At 74.1% G+C, this 26304-nt stretch carries 20 protein-coding genes; 7 read left to right on the forward strand and 13 right to left on the reverse strand.

Translation table 11 applies throughout. The features are described from left to right. Window positions 1-176: 176 nt before the first annotated feature. The 7 genes from IE106_RS28085 to IE106_RS28115 form a co-directional block, all read right to left on the reverse strand. The gene (locus tag IE106_RS28085) at window positions 177-1268 is read right to left on the reverse strand and encodes a branched-chain amino acid aminotransferase (protein WP_189538044.1); all 1092 of its coding nucleotides are present in this window, start codon (window positions 1266-1268) and stop codon (window positions 177-179) included. 258 nt (window positions 1269-1526) lie between these two features. Beyond that, entirely contained in the window at window positions 1527-2570 is a 1044-nt protein-coding gene (locus tag IE106_RS28090) for a 3-isopropylmalate dehydrogenase (protein WP_189538045.1), read from the reverse strand. A 111-nt stretch (window positions 2571-2681) separates the two neighbouring features. Continuing rightward, the gene (locus IE106_RS28095; protein ID WP_189538046.1) at window positions 2682-2825 is read right to left on the reverse strand and encodes a hypothetical protein; all 144 of its coding nucleotides are present in this window, start codon (window positions 2823-2825) and stop codon (window positions 2682-2684) included. Window positions 2826-3052: 227 nt separating this feature from the next. Then, window positions 3053-3601 (reverse strand): GNAT family N-acetyltransferase, encoded by a 549-nt coding sequence (locus IE106_RS28100; RefSeq protein ID WP_189538047.1) that lies wholly within the window; start codon window positions 3599-3601, stop codon window positions 3053-3055. 40 nt (window positions 3602-3641) lie between these two features. Continuing rightward, the gene (locus tag IE106_RS28105; protein WP_189538048.1) at window positions 3642-4715 is read right to left on the reverse strand and encodes a S1 family peptidase; all 1074 of its coding nucleotides are present in this window, start codon (window positions 4713-4715) and stop codon (window positions 3642-3644) included. A gap of 189 nt (window positions 4716-4904) precedes the next feature. Then, window positions 4905-6536, reverse strand: a complete 1632-nt coding sequence (gene pruA, locus IE106_RS28110) for an L-glutamate gamma-semialdehyde dehydrogenase (RefSeq protein ID WP_189538049.1) — start codon at window positions 6534-6536, stop codon at window positions 4905-4907. A 56-nt stretch (window positions 6537-6592) separates the two neighbouring features. Next, window positions 6593-7519 (reverse strand): proline dehydrogenase family protein, encoded by a 927-nt coding sequence (locus IE106_RS28115; protein WP_189538050.1) that lies wholly within the window; start codon window positions 7517-7519, stop codon window positions 6593-6595. Between the two features lie 182 nt (window positions 7520-7701). Here IE106_RS28115 and IE106_RS28120 point away from each other — a divergent pair, with 182 nt between their 5' ends. The 6 genes from IE106_RS28120 (at window position 7702) to IE106_RS28145 (ending at window position 15161) form a co-directional block, all read left to right on the forward strand. Then, window positions 7702-8904, forward strand: a complete 1203-nt coding sequence (locus IE106_RS28120) for a PucR family transcriptional regulator (RefSeq protein WP_189538051.1) — start codon at window positions 7702-7704, stop codon at window positions 8902-8904. An 88-nt stretch (window positions 8905-8992) separates the two neighbouring features. Next, window positions 8993-10489, forward strand: coding sequence for an ABC transporter substrate-binding protein (locus IE106_RS28125; protein ID WP_229840866.1), 1497 nt, complete (start codon window positions 8993-8995; stop codon window positions 10487-10489). After that, complete coding sequence (locus IE106_RS28130; protein ID WP_189538053.1) at window positions 10486-12252, forward strand: ABC transporter permease subunit; 1767 nt, start codon at window positions 10486-10488, stop codon at window positions 12250-12252. Before IE106_RS28125 ends, IE106_RS28130 begins: the two co-directional genes overlap by 4 nt. After that, complete coding sequence (locus IE106_RS28135; protein WP_189538054.1) at window positions 12242-13255, forward strand: ABC transporter ATP-binding protein; 1014 nt, start codon at window positions 12242-12244, stop codon at window positions 13253-13255. Before IE106_RS28130 ends, IE106_RS28135 begins: the two co-directional genes overlap by 11 nt. After that, the gene (locus IE106_RS28140; protein WP_189538055.1) at window positions 13252-13932 is read left to right on the forward strand and encodes an ATP-binding cassette domain-containing protein; all 681 of its coding nucleotides are present in this window, start codon (window positions 13252-13254) and stop codon (window positions 13930-13932) included. The genes IE106_RS28135 and IE106_RS28140 overlap by 4 nt, the downstream gene beginning before the upstream one ends. Beyond that, window positions 13929-15161, forward strand: coding sequence for an MFS transporter (locus IE106_RS28145; RefSeq protein ID WP_229840867.1), 1233 nt, complete (start codon window positions 13929-13931; stop codon window positions 15159-15161). Before IE106_RS28140 ends, IE106_RS28145 begins: the two co-directional genes overlap by 4 nt. Before the next feature lie 76 nt (window positions 15162-15237). Here IE106_RS28145 and serA read toward each other — a convergent pair whose 3' ends face one another. The 6 genes from serA to IE106_RS28175 all read right to left on the reverse strand — a co-directional run bounded on the left by serA (window position 15238) and on the right by IE106_RS28175 (window position 25117). Next, a complete protein-coding gene (gene serA, locus IE106_RS28150; RefSeq protein ID WP_189538056.1) occupies window positions 15238-16827 on the reverse strand; it encodes a phosphoglycerate dehydrogenase in 1590 nt (529 codons plus the stop codon). 271 nt (window positions 16828-17098) lie between these two features. Next, window positions 17099-18100: a ketol-acid reductoisomerase gene (gene ilvC, locus IE106_RS28155; RefSeq protein ID WP_189538057.1), complete on the reverse strand. Its 1002-nt coding sequence runs from the start codon at window positions 18098-18100 to the stop codon at window positions 17099-17101. 84 nt (window positions 18101-18184) lie between these two features. After that, the gene (ilvN, locus tag IE106_RS28160; RefSeq protein WP_189538058.1) at window positions 18185-18709 is read right to left on the reverse strand and encodes an acetolactate synthase small subunit; all 525 of its coding nucleotides are present in this window, start codon (window positions 18707-18709) and stop codon (window positions 18185-18187) included. Window positions 18710-18731: 22 nt separating this feature from the next. After that, window positions 18732-20585: an acetolactate synthase large subunit gene (locus IE106_RS28165; protein ID WP_189538059.1), complete on the reverse strand. Its 1854-nt coding sequence runs from the start codon at window positions 20583-20585 to the stop codon at window positions 18732-18734. 243 nt (window positions 20586-20828) lie between these two features. After that, the gene (locus IE106_RS28170) at window positions 20829-23717 is read right to left on the reverse strand and encodes a putative bifunctional diguanylate cyclase/phosphodiesterase (RefSeq protein ID WP_189538060.1); all 2889 of its coding nucleotides are present in this window, start codon (window positions 23715-23717) and stop codon (window positions 20829-20831) included. 434 nt (window positions 23718-24151) lie between these two features. Continuing rightward, window positions 24152-25117 carry a 2-hydroxyacid dehydrogenase gene (locus IE106_RS28175; protein WP_189538061.1) on the reverse strand — a complete coding sequence of 322 codons (966 nt, stop codon included), beginning with the start codon at window positions 25115-25117 and terminating at the stop codon, window positions 24152-24154. Window positions 25118-25190: 73 nt separating this feature from the next. On the opposite strand from IE106_RS28175, the gene IE106_RS28180 reads away from it, so the two are divergent. Further along, on the forward strand, window positions 25191-26201 hold the full coding sequence (locus IE106_RS28180) for an aldo/keto reductase (RefSeq protein ID WP_189538062.1): 1011 nt from the start codon (window positions 25191-25193) through the stop codon (window positions 26199-26201). Window positions 26202-26304: the final 103 nt, after the last annotated feature.

Genomic DNA, 26304 nt, shown 5'->3' on the forward strand with positions numbered 1-26304 from the left:
CGACCGGGGGGCGGGGGCGCGAGGCGGGGGCCGGGGCGCGGGGCAGGGAGCCGGGGCGCCGCGTTTCACGGGCTCCCCCGTCCCGCCCGTGAAACGCGGAGCCGCCCCGCCGCGGCCCGCGCTCCCGTACGAGGGGGACGCGGGCCGCGGCGGGGCGGCCGCCGGGGTGGGCCGGCTCAGACGACCCGGTGGGTCCAGCCGTGGGTGTCCTCCGCCGCGCCCGTCTGGATGTCCAGCAGGGCCCTGCGGAGCCTCAGGGTGACCTCGCCCGGCTGCCCGTCGCCCTGCGTCCACTCGCCGCCGGCGGACTTGACCGCGCCGACCGGGGTGATCACCGCGGCCGTGCCGCAGGCGAAGACCTCCGTGAGGGTGCCGTTCTCCGTGTCGCGGCGCCACTGGTCGGTGGAGATGCGGCCCTCCTCCGGCTCGTAGCCGAGGTCGCGGGCGACCTGGAGCAGGGAGGCGCGGGTGATGCCCGCCAGGAGGGAGCCGGTCAGCTCCGGGGTGACGATCTTGTTCCCGTACACGAAGTACAGGTTCATGCCGCCCATCTCCTCGACCCACCGGTGCTCCAGCGCGTCGAGCCAGACGACCTGGTCGCAGCCCTTCTCCGCGGCTTCGGCCTGGGCCAGCAGGGACGCGGCGTAGTTGCCGCCGGTCTTGGCGAAGCCCATGCCGCCGGGGACGGCGCGGACGTAGTTGTCCGACAGCCAGACGGAGACCGGCTTGACGCCGCCGGGGAAGTACGCGCCGGCGGGCGACGCGATGACGATGAACAGGTACTCGTTGGCCGGGCGGACGCCCAGCCCGACCTCCGCGGCGATCATGAAGGGGCGCAGGTACAGGGACTCCTCGCCGCCGTGCGGCGGGACCCACTCCGCGTCCTGCCGGACCAGCGCGTCGCACGCGGCGACGAAGGTCTCGACGGGCAGCTCGGGCATGGCCAGGCGGCGGGCGGAGATCTGGAAGCGCTCGGCGTTGGCCTCGGGGCGGAACAGCGAGATCGAGCCGTCGGGGCGGCGGTACGCCTTCAGCCCCTCGAAGATCTCCTGCGCGTAGTGCAGGGTCATGTTGGCGGGGTCGATGGACAGCGGGGCGTACGGCGTGAGCTGCGCGTCGTGCCAGCCCCGGCCCTCCGTCCACTTGATGGTCACCATGTGGTCGGTGAAGTGGCGGCCGAAGCCGGGGTTGGCCAGGATCGCCTCGCGCTGAACGGCGGACAGCGGGTTCGAGGAGGGCTTGAGCTCGATCGTCGTGGGCGTCGTCATGAGTGCTGTGTCCTTCACCGGTGTGTGTGGGTCGGACCGCGCTCACGCCGCCGCTCCAGCCGCTGACGCTGCTGCTGTTAGGACGTCCGAGCAATACCGCATGCCGCGGCCCCGCGTCCGATTATCGCTCGGAGGGGCATGGCGGGGAAACGGGTGCGGCGCGGTCCGGGGTTCGATGGTGCACCCGGCGGCCGCACAGGAGAAGCCGCCGGGCGCTGCTGCGACCCGGCGGCTGTGTCTGGTGGTCCAGTCGACGGGTCAGTTCGCCACGCGTACCGCGAGCGCGTCGCCGATCTCGTCCGTGGTGCGCGCGGCGGCGCCGGCCCGCTCGGTGAGGTCGGCGGCGACCGCCTCCTCGACGCGGTCGGCCTCGGTCTCGTAGCCGAGGTGGCGCAGCAGGAGCGCGACGGAGAGGACCGTCGCGGTGGGGTCGGCCTTGCCCTGGCCCGCGATGTCGGGCGCGGAGCCGTGGACGGGCTCGAACATCGACGGGAACGCGCCCGTCGGGTTGACGTTGCCGGACGCGGCCAGGCCGATGCCGCCGGTCACGGCGGCGGCGAGGTCGGTGAGGATGTCACCGAAGAGGTTGTCGGTGACGATGACGTCGAAGCGCTCGGGTTGCGTGACGAAGAAGATCGTCGCGGCGTCGACGTGCAGGTAGTCGGTGGTGACCTCGGGGTACTCCTCGCCGACCCGGTCGAAGGTGTTCTTCCACAGGTGGCCGGCGTGGACGAGGACGTTGTTCTTGTGGACGAGCGTCAGCTTCCTGCGGGGGCGGGCCTTGGCCCGCTCGTACGCGTCGCGCACGACGCGCTCGACGCCGTACGCCGTGTTGACGCTGACCTCCGTGGCGACCTCGGCGGGCGTGCCGGTGCGCAGGCTGCCGCCGTTGCCCGTGTACGGGCCCTCGGTGCCCTCGCGCACGACGACGAAGTCGATCTCGGGGCTGCCCGCCAGCGGGGTCGCGGTGTGCGGGAAGAGCTTCGAGGGGCGCAGGTTCACGTAGTGGTCGAAGGCGAAGCGCAGCTTCAGCAGCAGGCCCCGCTCCAGCACGCCGGCCGGCACGGACGGGTCGCCGATCGCGCCGAGGAGGATGGCGTCGTGGCCCTTGAGGGACTCCAGCTCCGCCTCGGGGAGGGTCTCCCCCGTGCGGTGCCAGCGCTGGGCGCCGAGGTCGTACTCCCGGGTCTCCAGCTTCACGTCCTGCGGGAGGACCGCGGACAGGACCTTGAGCCCCTGGGACACGACCTCCCGGCCGATGCCGTCACCGGGGATCACTGCGAGATTGATGCTGCGAGCCATGGCCGCACCCTACTCCTCGTCCCATTGCCTGACACACGCCGTCCACCATTCGGACGGGCGGTGTGCCGGACGGCGGCGGCACCGCGGTGCGCGGCCGTCCGGGCGGGAGGGTCAGTGGCCGGTGGAGCCGCCGTTGTCGCGGCGGTCCAGGGCGCGCTGGAGGGCGGCGGCGGCGTTCTTGCGCTCGGTCTCGGTGGGCCGGCTGCCCGCCTGGCGGGCACGGCGGACACGGGGGGAGGCGGTGGCGGCGTTCATGGCGGGACTCCTCGACAGGGCGGATGCGGGGGAGGCGCCGGAAGGGGCGGGGAGCGCTGCCGCAGGGGTGGCCTGCCGGGGGCACCGCGCTCTCGACCGCCGTTCGCTGATGGAGCGAGACGTTCGGCTCCTACCAAGCTAAGCGAGCGCGCCGCCACTGTCTCCACGATTACTCGGACTTCCTACTATCTGAGACGGCCCGCCCGCCGGGGCCCGCCGCGGCGGGGTCACAGCACGTCGCCGTCGCGCCAGTCGAACTGCAGGGGCCCGGCCTCCGGCGCGGGCAGCGGCCGCCCGGCGGCGGGGCGCAGGAACGTGCAGTCCTCCTCGTCCGCCAGGTGGGCCACGCCCTGCGGGCCGTACCCCTCGACGCGGCCGTTCCACAGGTGCCAGCCGCGCGAGCGGTAGAGCAGGGCACCCTCGTCGGACGCGGACAGGGCGCCGAAGTCGTACGCGCCGTCGACGACCTCCTCCAGCGCCGTCATCACCCGGGCGCCCAGCCCCTGCCGGCGGCGCTCCGCCCGTACGCCCACGGCCTCGACGTACCCGACGCGGTGGGCGCGCCCGGCGTGCACGACGCGGCGCATGACGACGCTGCCGTGCGCGACGATCCGTCCGTCGGCGTCCTCGACGTAGGCGTGGACGCCGCCGAGGCCGTGCTCCCAGTCCTCCTCGCTCAGGTCGCCGTCGAAGGCGTCCTCGAGCGCGGCGCGGATCGCGGTGAGCACGGCCGGCTTCAACTCGTAGGTGTGGGCGGTACGGAGACGATCACTCATACCGCCCACTGTGGCACCACTCCCGCCGCGGCGGGGCGGCTCAGTACACGTTCACGCCATAGGCGGCGAGGGCCTCGCGCACCGGCTGGTGGATGGCCGAGCCGTTGGTCCCCGTGCAGCCGGAGCTGCCGGAGTGGATGCCGAGGGCGACGGAGCCGGCGAAGTGGGCGCCGCCGCTGTCGCCGCCGGCGGAGCAGGCGGTGGTGCGGACCATGCCGTAGACGGGGCCGTCGCTGTAGTTGACCGTGACGTTCACGGCGGTGACGGTGCCGCTGGTGACCTTGGTGGTGGAGCCGCTCTTCTTGAGGGACTGGCCGACGACCGCGTCGGCGGCGGAGGCGATGTCCTGGAAGCTCCCGTTGTGGAGGGTGACGCTGCCGGGGGTGTTCGCCGTGTCGGTGTAGCGCACGAGCCCGTAGTCGTTGGTCGGGAAGCTGGTGCCCTCGCGGACGCCGACGGAGGCGCCGCCGGAGGTGGCGGCCCAGGTCGAGGAGATGTTGGTGCAGTGGCCGGCGGTCAGGAAGTACCGGACGCCGTTCTTGGTGACGTTGAAGGCGGCCGAGCAGCGCGAGCCGCCGCCGTAGATGGCGTCGCCGCCGGCCACCTCGCGCGTGAAGACGCCGGGGACGCGGGTGACGCGCACGGCGCCGTCCAGGGAGGCGGCGACCTTGTGGAGCCGGGCCATGTCGCGGGCGGAGACCGACGAGTCGGCCTCGACCGCGATCTGGTTGGTGCGCGGGTCCAGGCCCCAGGAGGTGCCGGCGATCTTGGCCCGGGCCTCCAGGGCGGCCACGGCGGCGTCCAGGCGGGCGGCGTCGCGCCGGACGTGCCGGGGGGTGGCGCCGGCGGCGCGGACCTTCGCGGCGGCGGCCTCGGTGGTGACGGTGACGACGAGTTCGCCGGTCTCGGCGTCGACGTAGGTGCCGGCGCTGTCGTCGCCGAGAGCGCGCTCGACGGCGGCGTCGAGGGCGTGCAGGGCGGCCGCGTCGGGGGCGGGGGCGGGGGCGGGGGCGAGGGGGGCGTCCGAGGCTCCGGCCGGGGTGGCGCCGAGGCCGAGGGAGGCGGCGACGAGCAGGGCGGACAGTCCGGTGCGCGCACGGGTGGTGCGTCTCATGCCGGGGGCTCCTTCGTCGGTGGCGGGTGGGGACTACCGAGGAAGGAATTTGACATGAACCTTTCATTGCCGCAAGGGTGCGGACCCGCCATCCCGCGGCCGGGCGGCGGACATGGAGACCGCCCCCGCCCGGCGTGGGGGCCGGAGGGGGGCGGTGTCGGGGGCGGCCCGTGCGGGCCGGGGCTCGGGTCAGCCCATGTGCGGGTAGCCGTACTCGGTCGGCGGGACCAGCGTCTCCTTGATCGCGCGGGTCAGGGTCCAGCGCATCAGGTTCTGCGGGGCGCCGGCCTTGTCGTTGGTGCCGGAGGCGCGGCCGCCGCCGAAGGGCTGCTGGCCGACGACGGCACCGGTCGACTTGTCGTTGATGTAGAAGTTGCCCGCGGCGTACCGCAGCTTCTCCATCGTGTACGCGGCGGCGGCGCGGTCCTTGGCGATGACCGAACCGGTCAGCGCGTAGGCGGAGACCGACTCCATCTGGTCGAGCATGGCGTCGTACCGGTCGTCCTCGTACACGTGCACGGCGAGGATCGGGCCGAAGTACTCCTCCCGGAAGACCTCGTTCTCCGGGTCGGTGCACTCGATGACGGTCGGGCGGACGAAGTAGCCGACCGAGTCGTCGTACGTGCCGCCGGCGACGATCGTGCAGGTCGGGTCGGCCTTGGCGCGGTCGATCGCGGCCTTGTTCTTGGCGAACGCGCGCTCGTCGATGACGGCGCCGACGAAGTTCGTCAGGTCGGTGACGTCACCCATCCTGATGCCGTCGACCTCGGCCGCGAACTCCTCCTTGAAGCCGGAGTTCCAGATCGAGGCGGGGATGTACGCGCGCGAGGTGGCCGAGCACTTCTGGCCCTGGAACTCGAAGGCGCCGCGGGTCAGCGCGGTCTTCAGGACGGCGGGGTCGGCGCTCGGGTGCGCGACGACGAAGTCCTTGCCGCCGGTCTCGCCGACGATCCGCGGGTAGGAGCGGTACTTCTCGATGTTGTTGCCGACGGTCTTCCACAGGTACCGGAAGGTGCGCGTCGAGCCGGTGAAGTGGATGCCGGCGAGCATCGGGTGCTCCAGGGCCACCTCGGAGACGGCGATGCCGTCGCCGGTCACCAGGTTGATGACGCCCTTGGGCAGGCCGGCCTCCTCCAGCAGCTCCATGAGCAGCACGGCGGCGTGGGTCTGCGTCGGGGACGGCTTCCACACGACGACGTTGCCCATGAGGGCGGGGGCGGTCGGCAGGTTGCCGGCGATCGCGGTGAAGTTGAACGGCGTGATCGCGTAGACGAAGCCCTCCAGCGGGCGGTGGTCCAGGCGGTTCCACACGCCGGGCGCGTTCGCCGGGGGCTGCTCGGCGAGCAGGTCGCGGGCGTACTTGACGTTGAAGCGCCAGAAGTCGACGAGCTCGCACGGCGTGTCGATCTCGGCCTGCTGGGCGGTCTTCGACTGGCCGAGCATCGTGGAGGCGGCCAGCGTCTCGCGCCACGGGCCGGCCAGCAGCTCGGCGGCGCGCAGGAAGATCGCGGCACGGTCGTCGAAGGCCATCGCGCGCCAGGCCGGGGCGGCGGCCAGGGCGGCGTCGACCGCGTCCTGGGCGTCCTGGCGGGTGGCCGCGGCGAAGGTGCCGATGACGGCCCGGTGGTTGTGCGGCTGGACGACGTCCACCCGCTCGCCGCCGCCCATGCGCTTGACGCCGCCGATGGTCATCGGCAGGTCGATCGGGTTCTCGGCCAGCTCCTTGAGCTTGGCCTCCAGGCGGGTCCGCTCGGCGGAGCCGGGGGCGTAGCCGTGCACCGGCTCGTTGACCGGGGCGGGAACCTGGGTCACAGCGTCCATGGGTCTCGTAACTCCTTGGGTGAGGGTGTCAGGGGCGTGGCCCCACGGGCTCCGGGTCAGTTCTTGGTGATCATCGAGCGGACGAAGAACAGCAGGTTGGCCGGCTTCTCGGCGAGACGGCGCATGAAGTAGCCGTACCAGTCGGTCCCGTACGCCGTGTAGACCCGCATCCGGTGGCCCTCGGCGGCCAGCCGGAGGTGCTCCTCACTGCGGATGCCGTACAGCATCTGGAACTCGTACTCGTCCAGTTTGCGCCCGTGGGAGCGCGCGAGCTCCTGCGTGATGGCGATGAGCCGCGGGTCGTGCGAGCCGATCATGGGGTAGCCCTCGCCCGCCATGAGGATCTTCAGGATGCGGACGTACGCCTTGTCGATCTCCGCCTTGTCCTGGTACGCGACGGAGGCGGGCTCCTTGTAGGCCCCCTTCACCAGGCGGACGCGGCTGCCGTTCGCGGCGAGGCGGCGGGCGTCCTCCTCGGTGCGGAAGAGGTAGGCCTGGATGACGCAGCCGGTCTGCGGGAAGTCCTTCCGCAGCTCCTCGTGGATGGCGAACATCGAGTCGAGGGTGGTGTGGTCCTCGGCGTCCAGCGTGACGGTGGTGCCGATCGCGGCGGCCGCCTCGACGACGGGGCGGACGTTGGCGAGGGCCAGCTCGTGGCCGCCCTCCAGCGCTTGGCCGAACATCGACAGCTTGACGGACATCTCGGCCTTCGGGCCCAGGCCCAGCGGCTCCAGGCGCCGGACGAGCTCCAGGTAGGCGTCGCGGGCGGCGGTGGCCTGCTCGGGGGTGGTGATGTCCTCGCCGACCACGTCCAGGGTGACTTCGAGGCCCTTGTCCGCGAGATCCGTGACGATGGGGATGACCTGGTCGACCGTCTCCCCGGGGATGAACCGGTCGACGACCGGCTTGGTCACCGGGGCCGCCGACACAATGCGGCGCATCTTGTCGCTGCGCGAAGCGGCGAGGATCACGGGACCCAGCACGGGGCACCTCCACGAACAGGGATTGACAACAGGACGGAACGGCCGGAAACCGACGGAACGGAAACGGCACGGAGAACCACCGTGAAACCTAAGGATCGCCCCGGACGCAGGCCATCGACAGCTGTCACGCATCCGCGCCGCGGATCTCAGACATCTGTCTGAAGCGGTGGCAGAATGTCCGGGTGAAGGGCGACTACCAAGAACTGGTCGACGAGATCTCGACGCTCCTCGGCGCCCCGGCCACGCTGGAGAACCGGGATTTCGGACTGATCGCCTTCGGCGCGCACGACAGCGACGACACCTCCGCCATGGACCCGGTCCGCACGCGGTCGATCCTCACCCGGAAGTCCACGCCCGCCGTACGGGCCTGGTTCGAGGGGTTCGGCATCGCCCGCGCGACCGGCCCCGTGCGGATCCCGGCCGCGCCGGACGCGGGCGTGTACCGGGACCGCCTCTGCCTGCCCGTGCGCCACCGGGGTGTCGTCCTCGGGTACGTGTGGCTGCTCGACACCTCGCCCGGCCCGGCCCCGGAGCGGCTCGCGGCGGCCATGGAGGTGGCCGCCCGCATCGGGGCGCTGCTCGCCGACGAGGAGCGGGCCGGCTCCGACCTGTCGCGGGAGCTGCGGGCCGCGCTGACCGCGGAGCGGGAGTGGCAGTACGACCTGGCGCTGGCCGCGCTGCGCTCGGCGCTGGGCGCGGGCGCGGACGGGCCGCACGCCCTGGTGTGCGTCGCCCCGTGGCCGGGCGGCGACAGCCCCTCGGTCCGTACGGCCCCGGGCGCGGCCGCCCTGTGCACGGTGCCGTGGCCGGACGCGGGCGCGCCGGGGCCGGGCGACCGGGGGTCGGACGGCCGGGTGGCGGGGGGCCGGGCCCTGGGCGTCCTGGTGCGCCTCCGCTCCGCCGAGGCCCTCTCCCCCGCGCTGACGGCCGGCGCCCGGCTGTGCGACGCGGCCGGGCCGGGCGCCGCGGCCGGGGTGGCCGCCCCGCGGCGCGGCCTGCCGGAGCTGGGCGCGGCCTGGGCGGAGGCCGTGTCGGCGGCGCGGGCGGCGCTGGCCGAGCCGCGCCTGGGTCCGGTCGCGCCCTGGGCGTCCGTCGGCCCGTACCGGCTGCTCACCGCCCTCCCCGCGGGGGCCGCCGAGGACCCGGCGGTACGGCCGCTGCTGGGCCGCGCGCACACCGAACTGGCCCGCACCGCCGAGGTGTTCCTCGACCACGCGGGGCAGGCCGGCCGCGCGGCCGCGGCGCTGGGCGTCCACCGGCAGACCCTGTACTACCGGCTCTCGCGGGTGGAGCAGCTCACCGGCCTGGACCTCGACAGCGGCGAGGACCGGCTGCTGCTGCACATGACGCTGAAGGCCCACCGCCTGCGGGGTGGAGCCGGGTAAGCGCTTCACGTCTCAGTTGTTGAAAACAATAATCATTATGCTAGCGTCCGGGCACCGCGACCGTCCCCCTGCCCGGAAGGGTGCTCCCGTGCGCCACCAGCCTGTCCGCCGCCGTCTCCTGCCCGCCGCCGCGCTCGTCTCGGCGTCCCTCCTGCTCGCCGGGTGCTTCGCCGCCCCCGGCGGCGGCGACGCGGCGGACGGCGGGAAGCGGATACGCGTGGCGATGATGAACCCGCCCCGCTCCGGGCTGTCCCCGCTCTCCGACGACGCGTTCAAGCTGTCCCGCTGGTCGACCGCCGAGACCCTCGTCACCCTCGACGCGGACGGCGACGCCCGCCCCGCCCTCGCCACCTCCTGGAAGCAGCGCGGCGCCGCCTGGACCTTCACCGTCCGCGACGGCGTCACCTTCCACGACGGCACGCCGCTCACCGCGCGGGACGTCGTCCGCTCCCTCACCCGCGCCGCGACCGCCGCCCCCAAGCCGCGCATCCTCGACGGCGTCGACCTCACCGTGACCGCCTCCGGGAAGACCGTCACCGTCACCACCGCCGCCCCCGACCCGCTGGTCCCGCAGCGGCTCAGCTCCCCGCAGCTGTCGATCCTGTCCGCCAGGGCGTACCGGGGGAAGACCGTCGACCCCGTCGGCACCGGCACCGGCGCCTTCCGCCTCACCGAGGTCGACGGCACCTCCTCCGCCTCCCTCGACCGCTACGACGGCTACTGGGGCGGCAGGGCCAAGGCCCCCGGCATCGACGTCGTGTTCGTCCCCGACGGCACCGCCCGCGCCGCCGCGCTGCGCACCGGGGAGGCCGACATCGTCGAGGCCGTCCCCGTCTCGCAGGCCGCCCTCCTCGACCCCGACCTCGTCACCGAGGTCCCCATGCCGCGCACCAACACCCTCTACCTCAACACCTCCAAGGGTCCCTTCCGGAACCCCGCGCTGCGGGCCGCCGCCCGCCGCGCCCTCGACGCCGAGTCGATCGTGAAGGGCGTGTACGAGGGCCGCGCCGACGTCGCCGAGGGGCTGCTCGGCCCCGCCGTCACCTGGGCGGACGGCCTGCGCACGCCCCGCCGGGACACCCCCGCCGCCGCCCCGCGGGGCGCCACCGTCACCATCGGCACCTTCACCGACCGCGCGGAACTGCCCGAGGTCGCCCAGACCCTCCAGCAGCAGCTGCGCAAGGCCGGCTTCGACGTGCGGCTGGAGGTGCGCGAGTACGCCGCCATCGAGGCGGACGCCCTGGCCGGCGCGTTCGACGCGTTCCTGCTGTCCCGCGCGACCGTCCTGGACTCCGGCGACCCCGCCGCGTACCTCTACAGCGACTTCGCCTCCCGCGGCTCCTTCAACCTCTCCCAGCTCGCCGACCCCGCCGTCGACGCCGCGCTCGACCGGGCCGCCGCCGCCCCGGCCGGCACCGCCCGCCGCAAGGCCGTGATGGCGGCGGAGGCCGCCGTCCTCGCCACCGACGCCGCCGTCCCGCTCCTCCACGAGCGGGTCGTCCAGGGCGACGCCGCCGCGGTCGCGGGCGTCGCGCACGACCCGCGCGAGCGCCTGCTCGTCACGCCCGACACGTACGTCAAGTGAGGGCCCCCGCCTCCGCGGGCGTCCGGGCCGGGGCGACGCGGGCCCTCGCGCTCGCCGCCGTGTTCGCCGGCGTCGGCCTGCTGCCCTGGTACTCCGGCCGCGACCCCGCCCTGACCGTCCTGCGCGCCCGGTCCGCCGAGCAGGAGCCCACCCCCGAGGCGCTCGCCGCGATCCGCGCCGACCTCGGGCTGGACGCGGGTCCGGTCGCGCTCCTCGCCGACCGGGCCTCCGGTCTGCTCCGCGGCGACCTCGGCACCTCGTGGGTCTCCGGTACCGACGTCCTGCCGTCCGTCACCGCGGGCCTCCAGGTGTCGCTCGGCCTCATGGGCGCCGCGCTCGCCGTGGCACTGGCCGTCGCCGCCGCCCTCGTCGCGCCCGTGCTGGTGCGCGGCCGGGGCACCTCCGGGATGGTCGCCGCGATGCTCGCCGCCGTACCGGAGTTCCTCCTCGCGACGGTGCTCCTCGTCGTCGGCGGGGTGTGGCTCGGCTGGTTCCCGACGGCGGGCTGGAAGGGCCCGGTCCACCTGGTGCTGCCCGCCGTCGCGCTGGGCGTCCCGGCGGGCGGGCTGCTGGGGCGGCTCGCCGCCGACGCGCTGCCCGCCGTCCTCGACGAGCGGTGGGCCGAGCTGTGGCGGGCCGCGGGCGTCACCCGGGCGCGCGTCGCGGGCGGTGCGCTGCGACGCGTCCTGCCCCCGCTGGTCCCGCAGTTCGGGCTGGTCGTCGTGGGCCTGACGGGGGGCGCGGTCGCCGTCGAGACGATCTTCGCCGTGCCGGGCATCGGCCGTACGGCGCTGGGCGCGGCCCGGTCGCAGGACCTGCCGCTGCTCCAGGGCGCCGTGCTGGCGCTGCTGCTGCTCGGCCTCCTCGTGGGCGGCGCGGCGGCGCTCGTGCGGCACCGGCTGCTCGGGCCCGGCCTGCGCGACGCGGGGCTGACGCTGCCCGCGCCGCGCCCGCCGCGGGTCGGGCCGGCCGTCCCGGTGGTGCTGGCCGTCCTGCTGCTCGGGATGATCGGCTGGGGCCTGCTGCGCGACCCGTACGCGGTGGACACCGCCACCCGGCTCGCCCCGCCGTCGTCCTCGCACCCCCTCGGCACCGACGGCCTCGGCCGGGACGTGCTGGCCCGCCTCGGGCACGGCGCGGCGGCGACGGTCGGCACGGCCGCCGCGGTGTGCGCGCTCGGCTTCCTGCCGGCCCTGGCCCTGGGGTTCGTGCCGAACGTCGCCGCCGGCGTCTCCGACATCGCCAACGCGCTGCCGCCGGTGATCGTCGGCATCCTCGTCGCGGCGGCGTACGGGCCGGGCACCGGCGGGGCGGCCCTCGCCGTGGCGCTGGTCTCCTGGCCGCCGCTCGCCGCGCACGCCGCCGCGCTGGTGCAGGAGGTGCGGGCGTCCCGGTTCCTGTCGGCCCAGCGGGCGATCGGCGCCGGGCCGTGGTGGGTGCTGACCCGGCACGTCCTGCCGTCCGTGGCGGGCCCGGTGGCCCGGCACGCCCTGCTGCGGCTGCCCGGCACGGCCCTGGCGCTCGCCTCGCTGGGGTTCCTCGGCCTGGGCGCGCAGCCGCCCGCGCCCGAGTGGGGGCTGCTGCTCGACGAGTCGCGCGCGTACGTGGAGCGGGCCCCCTGGGCGGCCCTCGCGCCCGCCGCCGCCCTGGCCGTGCTCGCCGCCCTGGCCGTGTCCGCCGCCGCGTACGGCGCCTCCGCCCGCACCACTCGCGCCGCCCGCACCGCCCGCACCGCCCGGAAGGTCCCGTCCCGTGTCCGCTGACGAACCGCTCCTGTCCGTCCGCGACCTGCGGATCTCCTTCGACGGCGCCGAGGCCGTGCGCGGCCTGTCCTTCGACGTCCACGCCGGGGAGGTCCTCGCGCTGGCCGGGGAGTCCGGCGCCGGGAAGTCCCTGACCGCGCGGGCGCTGCTCGGCCTGGTGCCGCGCGACGCCGTGGTGCGGGGCACCGTACGGCTGCGCGGCGGGACGGAACTGGTCGGCGCGAAGCCCCGCACGCTCGCCGCGCTGTGGGGCCGGCGCGTCGCCCTCGTCCCGCAGGACGCGCTGTCCGCCCTCTCCCCCGTGCACCCGGTCGGCGACCAGATCGCCGCCGCCGTGCGGTCCCTGCGCGGCGTCTCCCGCCGCGAGGCGCGCGCCCGCGCCGCCGCGGCGCTGGACCGGGTCGGCGTCCCCGCCGCCCGCTGCGGCGCGTACCCGCACGAGCTGTCCGGCGGCATGCGCCAGCGGGCCGTCGTCGCGCTGGCGACGGCCGGCGACCCCGACCTCGTCGTCGCCGACGAGCCCACCACCGCCCTCGACCCGGACCTGCGCGACCAGGTGCTGCGCCTGCTGGCCGAACGGCAGGAGGAGACCGGCGCGGCGCTCGTCCTGGTCACCCACGACCTGGCGGCCGTCCGCGACCACGCCGACCGCGTCCTCGTCCTGTACGCGGGCCGGCACGCCGAGTCGGGCCCGGCGGCGCCCGTCCTCGACCACCCCCGCGCCCCGTACACGGCCGGGCTCCTCGCCTCCCTCCCGCCCGCCGCGCCGGTCCCCGGCCGGGGCCGGCGGCTGCCCGCGATCGGCGGGGTGCCGCCAGCGCCCGGCGAGCCGGCCGTCGGGTGCGCGTTCGCGCCGCGCTGCCCGCTGGCCGAGGACCGCTGCCGCGCCGACGTGCCCGGACCGCGCCGCGTGGGTGCGGCGGCGGAGCGCCGGGAGGTCTCCTGCCACCGTTCGGCCGACCTGCCCGGCGCCCTCGGCGAGCTGTTCCGGGAGGCGGTGTGAACGCCCTGCTGGAGGTGCGCGACCTGGTCGTCCGGTACGGGGCGGCGCTCGCCGTGGACCACGTGTCGTTCGAGGTGCGCGCCGGCGAGACGCTGGCGCTGGTGGGCCCGTCCGGCTGCGGCAAGTCGTCCACGGCGGCGGCCGCGCTGCTGCTGCGCCGCCCCGACGGCGGCGAGGTGCGGTTCGAGGGACGCGAACTGACCCGGCTGCCGGAACGGGACCTGCGGGCGCTGCGGCCCGCGATGCAGCCGGTGTTCCAGGACCCGTACGGCTCGCTCAGCCCCCGGCAGCGCATCCGCGACGCGGTCGCCGAGCCGCTGCGCGTCCAGGGCCGCTGGGACGCGGCGACCGGACCGGCGCGGGTCGCCGAACTGCTGGCGCGGGTCGGCCTCGACGCCGCGCACGGCCTGCGGCGCCCGCACGAACTGTCGGGCGGCCAGTGCCAGCGCGCCGGCATCGCCCGCGCCCTGGCGAGCGAACCGCGGCTGCTGGTGCTCGACGAGCCGGTGTCCGCCCTCGACCCGAGCGTCCGGGCGGGCGTGCTGAACCTGCTGGCGGAGCTCCAGGAGACCCTGGGGCTGGGCTACCTGTTCATCTGCCACGACATGGCGCTGGTACGGCACTTCGCCGACCGTACGGCCGAGATGCGGGACGGCCGCCTGGTGCGGGTCTCGTGAGCGCCCTCGCCCGGCTGCTGATCGGCAGCCAGTTCGCGTTCAACACCGGCTTCTTCGCCGTACTGCCCTACCTGGCCGGCCACCTGGGCGGCACCCTGGGGCTGGGCGGCTGGATGGTCGGTCTCGTCCTGGGCCTGCGGACCTTCAGCCAGCAGGGGCTGTTCGTGGTGGGCGGCGCGCTGACCGACCGGTTCGGGCCGCGCCCGGTGGTGCTGGCGGGGTGCGCGCTGCGCGTGGCGGGCTTCGCGTGGCTCGCGTGGGCCCAGTCGGTGGGGGCGGTGGTCGCCGCGGTGGTCCTGGTCGGCTTCGCCGCGGCCCTGTTCTCGCCGGCCGTCGAGTCGGAGGTGGCGCGGGAGGCGGTGCGCCTGGAGGAGGCCACGGGCCTGCCGCGCACCCGGCTGCCGGCCCGGTTCTCCGCGGCGGGCCAGGCCGGCGCGCTGCTCGGGCCGGCGCTGGGCGCGGTGCTGCTGGCGGGCGACTTCCGGATGGCGTGCCGGGCGGGGGCGGTGGTCTTCCTGCTGGTCCTGGCCGGGCACGCGCGGCTGATGCCCCGCAGGGCGGGCACGGCCGGCCGGGGGCGCGCGGCACCCGGGCCGGACGGGGCGCACGGGTTGGGCGGGGTGCTGCGCCACCGCCGCTTCCTGGCGCTGACGGCCGCGTACGCGGCGTACCTGCTGGCGTACAACCAGCTGTACCTGGCGCTGCCCGCCGAACTGGACCGGGTGACGGGCTCGCAGGCGGCGCTCGGCTGGCTGTTCGCGCTGTCGTCGGCGCTCGTGGTGGCGGGGCAGCTGCCGCTGGAGCGGTGGGCCGCGCGGCGGCTGTCCTGGGGTGCGTCGGTCCGGCTCGGCCTGGTCGTGGTCGCGGCGGCGTTCGCGGCGGGCGGGGCGCTGCGGGACGCGGGCGGCCTGTGGCCGGCGGTGGTGTTCGTGGTGCTGCTGTCGGTGGGTCAGATGCTGGTGTCCCCGGCCGTGCGGGCCTGGCTGCCCGACCTGGTGGACGCGCGGCGGCTGGGGCTGTACACGGGGGCGATGTCGTCGCTGGCCGGTCTGGTGGTGCTGGTGGGCGGCGCCCCGGCGGGCGCCCTGGTGGGGACGGGCTGGTACGGGCCGGCCCTGGCGGCGGTGGCGCTGCTGGGGGTGGTGGCGGTGCCGCGCGGCGCGGCCCGGGCCGGTACCGGAGCGGTCGGCGCCGCCGGCCCCGCGGAGGCGGCGCGGCGCGGGCGGTGACCCGCGGGGCGGCCGACGCGCGGCGCCCCCGCGCGCACGGGGTGCGGGCGGGGGCGCCGGGTGGTGCGGGGGTCCGTCAGACCAGGTTGACGGAGCGGACGGAGGTGGCTCCCACCTCTTCGGCCAGCTCCGTGAGGACCGGCTGCGGCACCGTGTCGTCGACGGTCAGGACCGCCAGCGCCTCGCCGCCCTCCTCGGCGCGGGAGACCTGCATGCCGGCGATGTTCAGGCCGGCCTCGCCGAGGATGCGGCCGACCGTGCCGACGACGCCCGGGCGGTCCTCGTAGCGCAGGACGACCATGTGGTCGGCGAGGGCGAGGTCCACGTCGTAGTCGCCGACGGCGACGATCTTCTGGAGGTGCTTGGGGCCGACCAGCGTGCCGGACACGGCGATCTCCTCGCCGCCGCCGAGCGTGCCCCGGACGGTGAGGACGTTGCGGTGGTCGGGGGACTCGCTGCTCGTGGTGAGCCGCACCTCGACGCCGCGCTCCTGCGCGAACAGCGGGGCGTTCACGTACGAGACGGTCTCGTCGACGACGTCCTCGAAGACGCCCTTGAGGGCGGACAGCTCCAGCACCTTCACGTCGTGCTGGGTGATCTCGCCGTACACCTCGACGTCGAGGCGGACCGCGACCTCGCCGGCCAGCGCCGTGAAGATCCGGCCGAGGCGCTCGGCCAGCGGCAGGCCCGGCTTGACGTCCTCGGCGATGACACCGCCCTGGACGTTCACCGCGTCGGGGACCAGCTCGCCGGCGAGGGCGAGGCGCACCGAGCGGGCGACGGCGATGCCGGCCTTCTCCTGCGCCTCGTCCGTGGACGCGCCGAGGTGCGGGGTGCAGACGACCTGGTCGAGCTCGAACAGCGGGGAGTCCGTGCAGGGCTCCTTCGCGTACACGTCGAGGCCGGCGCCGGCGACACGGCCCTCCTTCAGCGCCGAGTACAGCGCCTCCTCGTCGACGATGCCGCCGCGCGCGGCGTTGACGACGCGGACGGTCGGCTTGACCTTGTGCAGCGCCTCGTCGCCGATGAGGCCGATCGTCTCGGGCGTCTTCGGCAGGTGGACGGTGATGAAGTCGGAGACCTCCAGCAGCTCGTCCAGGGAGAGCAGCTTGACGCCCATCTGCGCGGCGCGGGCCGGCTGGACGTACGGGTCGTAGGCGACGACCTTCATGCCGAAGGCGGACATGCGCTGGGCGACCAGGACGCCGATGCGGCCGAGGCCGACGACGCCGAGGGTCTTCTCGCTCAGCTCGACGCCGGTGTACTTGCTGCGCTTCCACTCGCCGTTCTTCAGGGCGGTGTTGGCCTGCGGGATGTTGCGGGCCGTGGCGACCAGCAGGCCGCAGGCGAGCTCGGCGGCGGTGACGATGTTGGACGTCGGGGCGTTGACGACCATCACGCCGGCCTTGGTGGCGGCGGAGACGTCGACGTTGTCCAGGCCCACGCCGGCGCGGGCGACGACCTTCAGCCTGTTCGCGGCGGCGATGGCCTCGGCGTCGACCTTGGTGGCGGAGCGGATCAGGATCGCGTCGACGTCGGCGATGGCGGGGAGCAGCTCCTCGCGGTTCGCGCCGTTGCAGTGCCGGATCTCGAAGTCGGGGCCGAGGGCGTCGACGGTGGCGGGCGACAGCTCTTCAGCGATGAGTACGACGGGTTTCGAGCTCACGTGAGGTCCTCACAAGTCCAGTGCGGACGGCCGTCCCGACGGCCGCAGGCGGTGGAGGGGGGCTTGCCGCGTGGAAGACGCACGACGCTGTGGGCCTGACGCGTATTGCTGTGCAGTGTAGTGGCGCCGAGAACCGTTTTCTGCGCCTCGTAGGCAGGATCACTCACACGAGGCTGGACGCCGTGGACAAGCTCCCGACGGGCGGGGCGGGGCGGGGCGCGCGGACGGCGGCGGGGCCGGGCGCATCGCCCGGCCCCGCCGCCGAGGGGGCTCAGGCCTCCTCGTTGTCCACCCAGCTCATGAGCTTGCGCAGCTCCTTGCCGGTGGTCTCCAGCAGGTGCTCGGAGTCCTGCGTCTTGTACTCCTCGTACTTCTTCAGGCCGCCGTGGTACTCGTCCATCCAGTTCTTGGCGAACGTGCCGTCCTGGATCTCGGCGAGGACCTTCTTCATCTCGGCCTTGGTGGCGTCCGTGATGATGCGCGGGCCCGTGACGTAGTCGCCCCACTCGGCGGTCTCGGAGACCGACCAGCGCATCTTCTCCAGGCCGCCCTCGTACATGAGGTCGACGATCAGCTTCAGCTCGTGGAGGCACTCGAAGTAGGCGATCTCCGGCTGGTAGCCGGCCTCGACCAGGGTCTCGAAGCCCGCCTTGACCAGCGCGGAGGCACCGCCGCAGAGCACGGCCTGCTCACCGAACAGGTCGGTCTCGGTCTCCTCGGTGAAGGTCGTCTTGATGACGCCCGCGCGGGTGCCGCCGATGGCCTTGGCGTACGAGAGGGCGAGGGCGAAGGCGTTGCCGGTGGCGTCCTGCTCGACGGCGGCGATCGCCGGGACGCCGCGGCCCTCCTCGTACTGGCGGCGGACCAGGTGGCCCGGGCCCTTCGGGGCGACCAGCGCGACGTCCACGCCGGCCGGGGGCTTGATGAAGCCGAAGCGGACGTTGAAGCCGTGGGCGAAGAACAGCGCGTCGCCGTCCTTCAGGTTGCCCTTGACGGACTCCTCGTAGACCTGCGCCTGGATCGGGTCCGGGATGAGGATCATGATCACGTCGGCCTCGGCCGCGGCCTCCGCCGGGGTGACGACGCGCAGGCCCTGCTCCTCGGCCTTCGCCTTGGACTTGGAGCCCTCGTGCAGACCGACGCGGACGTCGACACCGGAGTCGCGGAGGGACAGCGCGTGGGCGTGGCCCTGGCTGCCGTAACCGATCACCGCGACCTTGCGGCCCTGGATGATGGACAGGTCGGCGTCGTCGTCGTAGAACAGCTCGGCCACTGGGTTTCTCCTTGGATGTTCTGGTGGTGCGTCCCACCGTACGGTGGGGAGGGACAGGGACGTTGGGGGGTCTCGCTACGCGGACTACGCCGAGCGGTCGAGGGCGCGCAGCGACCGGTCCGTGATGGACCGGGCACCACGCCCTATGGCGATCGTGCCGGACTGGACGAGCTCCTTGATGCCGAACTGTTCCAGCATCTTCAGCATCGCTTCGAGCTTGTCACTCGATCCGGTGGCCTCGATGGTCACCGCCTCGGGCGAGACGTCGACGGTCTTGGCGCGGAACAGCTGGACGATCTCGACGACCTGGGAGCGGGTCTCGTTGTCGGCGCGGACCTTCACCAGGACGAGCTCGCGCTGGATCGCGGCGCTGGGCTCGAGTTCGACGATCTTCAGGACGTTGACCAGCTTGTTGAGCTGCTTGGTCACCTGCTCCAGCGGCAGGTCCTCGACATTGACCACGATGGTGATGCGGGAGATGTCGGGGTGTTCGGTGACGCCGACGGCGAGCGAGTCGATGTTGAAGCCGCGGCGGGAGAAGAGGGCGGCGATCCGGGCCAGGATGCCGGGGGTGTTCTCCACCAGGACGGAGAGCGTGTGCTTGGACATGGTTTCTTGACTCAGCTCTCTCTCAGTCGTCTTCGCTGTCGCCGAAGTCGGGGCGGACGCCGCGGGCGGCCATGACCTCGTCGTTGGAGGTGCCGGCGGCGACCATGGGCCACACCTGGGCGTCCTCGTGGACGATGAAGTCGATGACGACGGGGCGGTCGTTGATGGCGTTGGCCTCGGCGATGACCCGGTCCAGGTCCTCGGGGCGCTCGCAGCGCAGCGCGACGCAGCCCATCGCCTCGGACAGCTTCACGAAGTCCGGGACGCGGGTGCCGGCGCCGGCCTCCTTGCCGGAGGCGTCCGGGCCGGAGTGCAGGACGGTGTTGGAGTAGCGCTGGTTGTAGAACAGCGTCTGCCACTGGCGGACCATGCCGAGGGCGCCGTTGTTGATGATGGCGACCTTGATCGGGATGTTGTTCAGCGCGCAGGTGACCAGTTCCTGGTTGGTCATCTGGAAGCAGCCGTCGCCGTCGATGGCCCAGACGGTGCGGTCCGGGGCCCCGGCCTTGGCGCCCATGGCGGCCGGGACGGCGTAGCCCATGGTCCCGGCGCCGCCGGAGTTGAGCCAGGTGGCCGGCTCCTCGTAGTCGATGAAGTGGGCGGCCCACATCTGGTGCTGGCCGACGCCGGCCGCGAAGATGGTGCCCTTGGGGGCCAGCCGGCCGATGCGCTCGATGACCTGCTGGGGGGCGAGGCTGCCGTCCTCCGGCTGCTCGTAGCCGAGGGGGTAGGTCTCGCGCCAGCGGTTGAGGTCCTTCCACCAGGCGCCGTAGTCGCCGGTGTGGCCGGCGGTGTGCTCCGCCTGGACGGCCTGGACCAGGTCGGCGATGACCTCGCGGGCGTCGCCGACGATCGGCACGTCGGCGGCGCGGTTCTTGCCGATCTCGGCCGGGTCGATGTCGGCGTGGACGATCTTGGCGTACGGGGCGAAACTGTCCAGCCTGCCGGTGACGCGGTCGTCGAAGCGGGCGCCCAGCGCGACGATCAGGTCGGCCTTCTGCAGGGCGGTGACGGCGGTGACGGCGCCGTGCATGCCGGGCATGCCGACGTGCTGCGGGTGCGTGTCGGGGAAGGCGCCGAGGGCCATCAGCGTGGTGGTGACGGGGGCGCCGGTCAGCTCGGCGAGGACCTTCAGTTCGGCGGTGGCGCCGGCCTTCAGGACGCCGCCGCCGACGTACAGGACGGGGCGCTTGGCGGAGGTGATCAGCTTGGCGGCCTCGCGGATCTGCTTGGCGTGGGGCTTGGTGACCGGGCGGTAGCCGGGCAGGTCGGTCTGCGGGGGCCAGCTGAACGTGGTCTTCGCCTGGAGGGCGTCCTTGGCGATGTCGACGAGGACGGGGCCGGGGCGGCCGGTGGAGGCGATGTAGAAGGCCTCGGCGATGGTCCTCGGGATGTCCTCCGCGCGGGTGACCAGGAAGTTGTGCTTGGTGATCGGCATGGTGATGCCGCAGATGTCGGCTTCCTGGAAGGCGTCGGTGCCGATCGCCTTGGAGGCGACCTGGCCGGTGATCGCGACGAGCGGGACGGAGTCCATGTGGGCGTCGGCGATCGGGGTGACCAGGTTGGTGGCGCCGGGGCCGGAGGTGGCCATGCAGACGCCGACCCTGCCGGTGGCCTGGGCGTAGCCGGTCGCGGCGTGGCCGGCGCCCTGCTCGTGGCGGACCAGGATGTGGCGGACCCGGGTGGAGTCCATCATCGGGTCGTACGCGGGCAGGATCGCGCCGCCGGGAATGCCGAACACCGTCTCGGCCCCGACTTCCTCGAGAGAGCGGATGAGGGACTGGGCGCCCGTGACGTGCTCAACGGTGGCGGAGGGCTGTCCGCCGGAACGGGGCCGTGGCTGCGGGTGGTGGGCCCCGGTGGCCTGCTCGGTCATCGGCAATCTCTTCTCGAAGCTGAGGGTTTTGACGAGAGTTTTTCGGCGGGTCTGTCAGTGTCTGTCAGGGTGTGTCACGAGATATCGATGCAACAAAAAACCCCTCGTGCCGTGAGGCAAGCGAGGGGAGCGCGCCGGTGGGAGTCCGCAGGGCCGTGAGGGACCTGCTCAGCCGACGCGCTTTCCAAGTACGAGAATTCGGGTGCGCATGGCTCTGACCCTCCACCCGGCGCACCGTCAGTGTCAAGTGGGTGGGACACGCGTCTCACGATGTGAGCACATCGGGGGGAGCGAGCGGGCCGGGAGCGCCTGCGCGGGGACCCCGCCGCTGAGGACGGGCAGGGGCACCTTGCCGGAGACCGGGAAGGCGTCGCCCACCAGGGCCCGGCGGAGTCGGTGCTCGTCGAGCGGCCCGGAGAAGGCCGTCCCCTGCGCGTGCGTGCAGCCCATGGAGCGCAGGGCGAGGACCTGCTCCGGTCCGTCGACGCCTTCGGCCACGGACCGGAGGCCGAGGTCGCCGGCGATCCTGAGCAGCCCGCCGGTGATCTTGCGGAGTCTGGCGGACTCGACCACGCCTTCCACCAGGCCCCGGTCCAGCCGCAGGATGTCGACGGGGAGCCTGCGGAGGGCGTTGATCGCGGCGTACCCGCTGCCGAAGCCGTCGAGGGCGATGCGCACGCCGAGCCGCCGCAGGGAGACGAGGCGCTGTTCCAGTTCGTCGAAGGAGAGCCGCGGGTCGCTGTCGGCCAGTTCGACGACGAGGGCGCCGGCGGGCAGGCCGTGCCGGGTCAGCAGCGCCTCGACCGTGCCGAGCGGCATGGACCGGTCGAGGAGGCGGCGGGCGGGCACGCGGACGCAGACGGGGACGTGGTGGCCCTGGTGGTGGCGTTCGGCGGCCTGCTCGACGGCCTCCTCCAGCATCCAGCGGCCGAGCTCGGCGGTGCGCTCCCCGGCGTCGTCCGCGACCCGGAGGAACTCCGCGGGGGTGAACAGGATGCCCTGGGCGGAGCGCCAGCGGGGCTGCGCGGCGACGGCGGCGACCCGCCCCGTGGCCAGCTCCACGACGGGCTGGTGGAGGAGGACGAAGTCGCCGTCGTGCAGCGCGGTGCGCAGCCGGGTGGTCAGCTCCGTGCGGCGGACGACCTCGGCCTGCATCTGGGGCGCGTACAGCTCGACGCGGTTCTTGCCGCCGGCCTTGGCGCGGTACATGGCCAGGTCGGCGTTGCGCAGGAGGTCGCCGGCGCTGATGCCGGGCTCGGCGAAGGCGACGCCGATGGACGCGGCGACGCGGACCTCGGTGCCCTCGACCCGGTAGGGCTGGGAGAGCGTGAGGCGGAGCCGGTCGGCGATCTCGTGGACCTGGAACTCGCGGGCGGCGGGGTCGTGGCCGGAGTCCCCGGCGATGAGGGCGGCGAACTCGTCGCCGCCGAGCCGGGCGGCCGTGTCCCCGGCCCGCACGGACTCCTGGAGGCGGCGGGCGGCCTGGATCAGCAGCTCGTCGCCGGCCTGGTGGCCGAGGCGGTCGTTGACGCCCTTGAAGCCGTCGAGGTCGATGAAGAGCACCGCCGTGCCGGAGTCGCCGGAGCGGCGGCCGCCGAGGGCCTGGCGGACGCGCTGGGTGAACAGCGCGCGGTTGGGCAGGTCGGTGAGCGGGTCGTGCTCGGCGTTGTGCTGGAGCTGGGCCTGGAGGCGGACGCGCTCGGTGACGTCCCGGCTGTTGAGGATCAGACCGCCCTGGTGGCGGTTGACGGTGGACTCGACGTTGAGCCACTCGCCCGTGCCGGACCTGAAGCGGCACTCGATGCGCGTGGTGGGCTCCTCGGACGGCGGGGCGGCGAGGAACCTGCGCACCTCGTGGACGACGCCGCCGAGGTCGTCGGGGTGGATGAGCGCGGACAGCTCCGTGCCCACCAGCTCGTCGGCGTCCCGTCCGTACACGCCGGACGCGGCGGGACTGACGTAGTGGAGGACGCCGCTGGGGGCGGCGATCATGATGACGTCGCTGGACCCCTGGACCAGGGACCGGAAGTGGTTCTCCTTCTGGGCCAGCTCCTGGGTGAGCGCGATGTTGTCGAGCAGCATGATGCCCTGCCGGACGACCAGGGCGAGCACGACCGTGCAGCCGGTGAAGACGACGAAGCGGTCCACGCGGCGGCCTTCGACGAAGAAGTACAGGATGCTGAGGGTGCAGACACCGGCCGCGAGGTACGGCGTGAGCGCGGCGAGCGAGCTGGTGAGGGGGCGGCCGGGAGGGCACTGCGGCTCCCCGCGCTCGGGGGGCGGCGACCCGGCCGCCCCGCGCGCGCGCCAGGGGGCGTACGCGAGGAGCAGGGAGCCCGCGAACCAGCCGGCGTCGAGGAGCTGCCCCGAGCGGTACGCGTCCCTCAGCAGCGGGGACGTGAACAGGGCGTCGCACAGCACGGTGAGGGCCAGGGCGGCGACGGCGGTGTGGACCGCCGAGCGGTTGCCCCGGGTGCGGCGGAAGTGCAGGGCGAGGAGCATGCTCACGAGAACGATGTCAAGCAGCGGATAGGCGAGGGAGAGGGCCGCGCGGGCGACGCTCTCGCCGTCGAAGCGCGCCGTGTGCGCCAGGGCGAGGCTCCAGGACAGCGTGAGCAGCGAGCCGGCGATCAGCCAGGAGTCCAGCACGAGGCAGACCCACCTGGCGCGGGTGACGGGGCGCTTGGCGAGGACGAGCAGCCCGACGATCGCCGGCGGCGCGAAGAGCAGGAAGAACAGGTCGGCGAGCGACGGGTCGGGCACGGTCCGGTCGAGCACCACCTCGTACCACCCCCAGACGGCGTTGCCACAGGCGGCCATGGCGGAGGACAGCGCGAACAGCAGCCAGGCCGGGCGGAAGGGGCTGCCGTGGGTGCGGGCGTAGCGGAGGCAGGAGACCGCGGCGACCAGGGCGGCGGCGCTCAGTCCGAAGTCGCCCATGATCAGTGCCAGTTCCTCGGAGCCCCAGCCGAACAGCGCGCCCGTCGCGTAGCCGCCGCAGAGGAGGGCGAGGAGCAGTTGCCCCCTCGTGCCGCCCGTGCCGCCCGCGCCGCCCGTGTCCTTGTCGGGAGGACCGCAGGGTGCACCTCCGGCCACCGACCCGCGGTCGGCGACGAGGCCCGGGGCGCTCACCGGAGCGCCCCCATCCGGAGGATCTTCGTCCGGAATCTTTCGGTCGGAAGGGGTCCGGCCCGGAAGGTCCGGCCGCCCCGTCGCTTCGGATCGTCGCTGCATCGACCGCGCATCGCCCGTCGCCCCCCTCGGATTCTGATCGGCAATCACGTCGGCATCACGTCTTCCCCGGTGCCGGTTCACATGCCCGACGTGCCCCCAAGTCGTGACGATACACCAGGATCGTCACGCAGCGACAGGGCCTTTATACGCTGCGTGACGATCAAGCCGGTTATACATACGCACTGCACTCGAATCGCTCCGGATCGTATCGGTCCGGACGTACCGGCAGCGGGCAAAGCGCACCCGGTACGTTCCGGCGGGGCGGGCGGGCGGAACATGCCCCGGGTACGGACCGGTGACAGGGGCGCGGGGAGCGTGCCGCACGGCGTGATCTAGCCGGTGGTCAGGACGACGTTGCGCAGTGGCTCCCCGGCCGCGAACCGGGTGAGCTGCTCGGCGATCAGCCGCTTGGCGCGGGGCATGAACGCCGAGGTGGAGCCGCCCACATGAGGGCTGATCAGCACGCCCGGCGCGTGCCAGAGCGGGTGCCCGGCCGGCAGCGGCTCGGGGTCGGTGACGTCGAGGGCGGCGGTGACGCGGCCGCTCTCGACCTCCGCGAGGAGGGCCTTGGTGTCCACGACGGGGCCGCGGGCGACGTTGACGAGCAGCGCGCCGTCCTTCATGCGGGACAGGAAGGCGGCGTCGACGAGGTGGTGGGTGTCCTCGGTGAGCGGGGTGGAGACGATCACCACGTCGGCTTCGGGGAGGAGGGCGCGCAGATCGGTGAGTGCGTGCACGGGACCGCGCGCAGTGGTGCGGGCGGAGCGCGCGACGCGCGTGATCCGCGCGCATTCGAAGGGCGCGAGCCGGTCCTCGACGGCCGCGCCGATCGAGCCGTACCCGACGATCAGCACGGACTTGTCGGCGAGCGCCGGGAAGAAGCCGGCCCGCCACTCCTCCCGGTCCTGGCCCCGGACGAAACCGGGGATGCCGCGCAGCGACGCCAGCACCAGCGCCAGGGCCAGCTCCGCGGTGCTCGCCTCGTGGACGCCCCTGGCGTTGCACAGCGCCACGCCGGACGGCACGTCGGAGAGGCCCGGCGTCACGTGGTCGACGCCGGCGGACAGGGTCTGGACGACCCGCAGCGAGGTCATCGCGGCGAGCGGGCGCACCGCGACCTCCATGCCCTTCATGTACGGCACGACGTAGAAGGCGCAGTCGGCCGGATCGGCCGGGAAGTCGGCGCCGCCGTCCCAGAAGCGGTAGGCGAACCCGGCCTCGGTCGGGTCCGGGAGGCCCTCGATCTCGTCGGCGGGGAGGGGCAGCCACACATCGGCGGTCACGTCAGCAGCAGTCATGCCAGGAGGCTAAGCGAAGGAAACGGCCCGCCATTGGTTAGTTTTGGTGGGCTGCACAGGGAGGTACGGGGAGTTGGAGCGCAGGACACTCGGGGCGACCGGGCTCGACGTGGGGGCGGTCGGCCTCGGCTGCATGCCGATGAGCTGGGCGTACAGCACCTCCCAGCAGCGCGGCGACCGCTCGCTGCGCGCCGTGCACGCCGCGCTCGACACGGGGGTGAGCCTGCTCGACACCGCCGACATGTACGGGCCGTTCACCAACGAGCTGCTGCTGGGGCGGGTGCTGAGGCAGCGGCGCGCGGACGCGTTCGTCGCGACCAAGTGCGGGCTGCTGGTGGGCGACGGGCACATCGTGGCCAACGGGCGCCCCTCGTACGTGCGCCGGGCGTGCGACGCGTCGCTGCGGCGGCTCCAGACGGACGTGATCGACCTGTACCAGCTGCACCGGGCCGACCCGGAGGTGCCGGTCGAGGAGACCTGGGGCGCCATGGCGGAGCTGGTGACCGCCGGGAAGGTGCGCGCGCTGGGGTGGTGCGCGGTGGGCGCGCACGGCGCGCGGCGCGGGGGCTCGCGCGACTTGTACGACGGAACGATTCGCCGACTGGAGCGCGTCCAGCAGGTGTTCCCGGTGAGCACCGTGCAGGCGGAGCTGTCCGTGTGGTCGCCGGAGGCACTGGCGCGGCTGCTGCCGTGGTGCGCGGCGCGCGGTGTGGGGTTCCTCGCGGCGATGCCGCTGGGCAACGGCTTCCTGACGGGGACGCTCACCCCGGGCGGCGGGTTCGAACCGGACGACCCGCGGGCCCGGCACCCGCGGTTCACCGCCGAGATGATGGCCGCGAACCAGCCGTTGGTCGCCGGGTTGCGCCGGGTCGCCGAGCGGCACGGCGGCGCGGCCGCCGGAGTGACCCCGGCGCAGGTGGCGCTGGCGTGGACGCTGGCGCAGGGCCGGCACGTCGTCCCGGTGCCGGGGACGAAGCGGGAGTGCTGGGCGGTGGAGAACGCGCGCGCGGCCGCCCTGGCGCTGACCGCGCGGGACCTGGCGGAGATCTCGGCGCTCCCGCCGGCGCGGGGCTCCTGGGACTGAGTGGGACTGAGGCGCCCGGACCGCGGGCCGAAACGGCGGGCCGGGAACGCCTAGGCTGGGCGCGACGGGCTCCACTTCGCCGCCGGGGAAGGAACGAAGAACC

This window comes from Streptomyces roseolilacinus (genome assembly GCF_014649335.1).
Classification (GTDB): domain Bacteria; phylum Actinomycetota; class Actinomycetes; order Streptomycetales; family Streptomycetaceae; genus Streptomyces; species Streptomyces roseolilacinus.